The sequence below is a fragment of the Mesorhizobium sp. M00.F.Ca.ET.216.01.1.1 genome, assembly GCF_004010325.2.
Lineage (GTDB): Bacteria > Pseudomonadota > Alphaproteobacteria > Rhizobiales > Rhizobiaceae > Mesorhizobium.
On sequence record NZ_SADR02000065.1, the window covers coordinates 1 to 3,697 of the forward strand.

General features: G+C 62.0%; 4 protein-coding genes. 1 reads left to right on the forward strand and 3 read right to left on the reverse strand.

The window, feature by feature from the left end:
- Positions 1-206 precede the first annotated feature (206 nt).
- The gene (locus tag EN859_RS34975) at positions 207-1,010 is read right to left on the reverse strand and encodes a helix-turn-helix transcriptional regulator (RefSeq protein ID WP_245525867.1); all 804 of its coding nucleotides are present in this window, start codon (positions 1,008-1,010) and stop codon (positions 207-209) included.
- A 114-nt stretch (positions 1,011-1,124) separates the two neighbouring features.
- Between EN859_RS34975 and EN859_RS34980 the strand changes: the two genes are divergently transcribed.
- Positions 1,125-1,979 carry an ATP/GTP-binding protein gene (locus EN859_RS34980; protein WP_127857167.1) on the forward strand — a complete coding sequence of 285 codons (855 nt, stop codon included), beginning with the start codon at positions 1,125-1,127 and terminating at the stop codon, positions 1,977-1,979.
- 360 nt (positions 1,980-2,339) lie between these two features.
- On the opposite strand, the gene EN859_RS34985 is transcribed toward EN859_RS34980, so the two are convergent.
- Both EN859_RS34985 and EN859_RS34990 read right to left on the reverse strand, forming a co-directional pair.
- Positions 2,340-3,041, reverse strand: a complete 702-nt coding sequence (locus EN859_RS34985) for a phosphatase PAP2 family protein (RefSeq protein WP_127857166.1) — start codon at positions 3,039-3,041, stop codon at positions 2,340-2,342.
- A gap of 70 nt (positions 3,042-3,111) precedes the next feature.
- Positions 3,112-3,450: a hypothetical protein gene (locus EN859_RS34990; RefSeq protein ID WP_127857165.1), complete on the reverse strand. Its 339-nt coding sequence runs from the start codon at positions 3,448-3,450 to the stop codon at positions 3,112-3,114.
- Between the last annotated feature and the right edge of the window lie 247 nt (positions 3,451-3,697).

Here is a 3,697-nt window from a genome sequence, read left to right on the forward strand (position 1 = left end):
ATGTCCGGTTCGATGAGCGGGGTGTGGAAACGGAGCTACGGTTGAACCACTAAGGCACCGCCAGACGAAAGGGGCGGCAAACAGATATGTTCAACCTACCGCCACCGCGCCACACCTCGACTCTACCAACTTGCGTCGTCCCGGTTCTCGGCGTCCAATGTCCGAGAAAGTCCTAACGCGATCGTTCAGAATGATTGGTTTTGACCCTAGGCCGGCAGCGGGCGACGTCCGTTCGCGGCAGCAACCCGGTCGGGCGCTCTTGCACCGGCGTCGCGCGGATGCGGCCCGACCGGCATGATCGCCGGAAACGGCGTTGCGCCGAAGGCGAACGTCCATTTGTAGCCGACCAGGCCGTCTTCCGGCGTCGTGTGCTGGTCGTGATGGGCAAGCAGCTTGGCGCGATCGGCCAGTTCCTCCGCCTCGCGCCTCAGCATTTCCGCCGTCTCCGGCCGCATCCGCCTGGAGAAGCTGACGAATGTCGCCTCGCGCTGCAGATGCGTGATCGCCCAGCCGATGAAGTTCTTGTTGGTCATCTCAAACAGCGGCCGCAGCGGCCCTTCGAAATTCCACTGGATTGGCGTCTCGACCAGCAGCCTCGCCGACAGGCTGCGGCCGAGCGCAACCAGGCCAAGCTCCTCGAGGTCGCGCAGATAGAGAAACATCGAGGCTTCGCTCAGCCCTTGTGAGCGCATGATGCCTTGGGGCGTGAATTTCTCGGAAAGCATCACGAAGATGAACAGCAGTGCCGGCCGGCTGGCCAGCTTGCGCTCGATTTCCGGTGCGATGTGGTTGGCCGGCCCCGGCCCCCTGTTCATCGAGCCGAGCACGTTTTCCAGTTCCACGCCGGCAGCGGCGCAAATCTCCACCAGCCGGTCGAGCTTGCAGTTGCGCTCGTGGAAGATACGCTTCACCGTCGGCTCGGAAACGCCCATGCGCTCGGCAAGCATCCGATAGGTGACGCCCTTTGCCTTGAGCGTCCGCTTCAGCGCCTCGAAGATCAGGCCGTTCATGGCATGCACCTCTTTTGCATTATTTCGTATCGATCTTCGATACTGGCTGCAATCGATCTTCCCGAAAAGTATCGAAAACCCTAGTTCTCCGCCATCACTACAGGAGAACCAGCCATGAAAACTCTAATCACCTCGACCCTCCTCGCCATCATCGGCACTACGGTGCCTGCTGCCCAGGCCGGCGAAATCTGGCGCGCTACTGGCCTCGAGCAGCCGGAATCGGCACTGTTCGACGCTGCCGGCAAGCGCATCATCGTCTCCAACATCGTCGGCAATCCCGGCGAAGTCGACGGCAACGGCTATCTGTCGGTGCTGTCCCCGGACGGCAAGCTGGTCACGCAGCACTGGACCGACGGCATGGACGCGCCCAAGGGCATGGCGATATCCGGCGGCCGGCTTTACGTCGCCGACATCACAAAAGTCCGCGTCGTCGATCTCGCGACCGGCAAGCTCGTTTCGACGATCGATGTGCCGAATACCGTCTTTCTCAACGACATGACCACTGACGTCTCCGGCAAAGTCTACGTCACCGACATGCTGGCCGACGCGATCTACCGCCTCGACGGCGACAGGCCGGAACTGTTCATCAGGGATGCGGCACTTGCATCGCCCAATGGTATCCTCGCCGATGGTGGCCGGTTGATCGTCGCGTCCTGGGGCAAGGGTATCAAGCCGGATTTCACCACAGCGGAGCCCGGCGGCCTGCTCACCGTCGATCTCGCCACCAAGGCGATTTCGCAACTCCCCGGCGCACAAAAATTCGCCGACCTCGATGGCGTCATTGCAATCGGCGACACCATCTACGCCACCGCCTACATGACCGGCACGCTCTACCGCTACAAAGTTGATGGCGCACCGGAGACGGTTGCGACCTTCAATCCGGGCAGTGCCGACATCGGCACCGATGGCAACAGGATCTTCGTGCCGCTGATGAACGACGGCGAAGTCGTTGCGCTGACGCGCGACTGAGAAATGCCTGATCGCCGGCCGGCGTCATCGGCCGGCGGTTATTCCGTCAGCGCGCCCTCGTTTGGCAGCCGGCAAGCACGGCCGGGCGGGCAGCTATTGTCAATGTCTTCCGTATCTTTGTCTGATAGACACATGCAGTCGATAGGCGGAGATCGAGCCATCACACTCCGTCAACCTCCAGGTTTCAGAAGTCGACACAAATTCAAGGGATAAATCAGTTGAAGATTTTCAAAACTTTGATGACATCGGCATTCTTGCTGTCGACGGTTCTCCTGCTGGCAGGCTGCGGGCATGGGCTGATCAACAGGCTGATTTGACCGTCGACTGACCGACGCTGCGCTGTTCTGACCGAAGGCCGTCTCAGGCGCTGTCGCTCTGCCTACGCCACCGCTGCAGGGCCCGCGAGGCGAGCCAGCACAGCATCGCCCAGGCGAAGCCGGCGCACCAGCCTGCCAGCACGTCGGACGGCCAGTGGACACCGAGATAGATGCGGCTGATGCCGACCAGCAGCGTCGTCATCACCGCGAGTGCGAACACATAGATCCTGGTTACACGCCCGGGCAGGAAGCGCGCCGCCATGCTGCCCAGCGTCAGATATGTCACCGCCGACAGCATGGCATGGCCACTCGGGAACGAAAGCGACGCCACGTCGACGAGATGCGAGACCAGATCGGGGCGCGGCCGGTCGATGTCGAACTTCAGAATACTCGACAGCATCTGCCCGCCCGCCACCGCCACGAACATCAGAAGCGCTGGTCCCGGCCTGCGGATCAGCAGCAGGTAGACGATCGCTGCCGCCGTGATCAGCCCGAGCACGCTGGCGCTGCCGAGGCTGGTGATGTCGCGCATCGCCCCTTCCAGCCAAGGCGGGCCGACTGGATTGTCGGGTTGGCCCGCTTCGCGGAAAGCGAGCAGGATTTCGGTATCGAAGGCATGCGGCGTGGTGGCTCGCGCCACCTCCATCAGTTCCTCGAACCCCCACAAGCCGCCGGCGATGGCCAGCCCGGCGAGCAGCACCGGGAATTCGATCCGGTTGAACAGCGTGCTTGCGGCGTTCCTCATCAGGCCGATCGTCCTACAGCACCGCGCGTCCTTTGCGAAAATCGATTCCGATTTTCGGGGCCATGCGCAACTATAGTCTCTGCAGATAGGGCCCGAGCGTGATCAGTGCCACGGCCGCGATGGCGAGCACGATGCCGGTCGCCTGCAAGGCGTTGACGCGCTCGCTGAAAAAGACCAGTGCCACCACATTCACCGACACCAGCTGGATCACCGCCGACAGGCTGAACGACACCGACATGCCGAATTCGCGGATCAGCCTCAGCATGATCAGATTCCCCAGCGAATAGAGCGCCAGCGTCAGCACGATCTTGCCGAAGCTGGGCGCCAGCCCCCATTGTTTTGCCGCCGTCGCCGCCAGCAGGAAGATGACCGTCGAAACGCTGAGCTGCCCCAGCCCCCAGAAACTCACTTTTTGCTCCTCCTGATGCGGCTTTTGCCGCGTGTATCGCAGATGTTGTTTCCGAAGCTTCGGCTGCGGTCAAGCCGGACCGATCAGACGCGGGAAATCAAGGTGAAAATTGGCCGGCGGCTGGAGTGGGCCCCTCGGGCCGGACAGGATGGTTTTCGGTAATTGACCGGGCAGCCGGGCTTTCAGAGGATGAAGGCCCATGGCAAAGCACCGAACCCACAGCGTCGAGTTCAAGCGGCAGGTTTCG

Bases quoted from the DNA above. Each gene is read 5' to 3' on its own strand.
- EN859_RS34975 (WP_245525867.1), bottom strand. From the start codon at position 1,010: ATGAACGGCCTGATCTTCGAGGCGCTGAAGCGGACGCTCAAGGCAAAG.
- EN859_RS34980 (WP_127857167.1), top strand. From the start codon at position 1,125: ATGAAAACTCTAATCACCTCGACCCTCCTCGCCATCATCGGCACTACG.
- EN859_RS34985 (WP_127857166.1), bottom strand. From the start codon at position 3,041: ATGAGGAACGCCGCAAGCACGCTGTTCAACCGGATCGAATTCCCGGTG.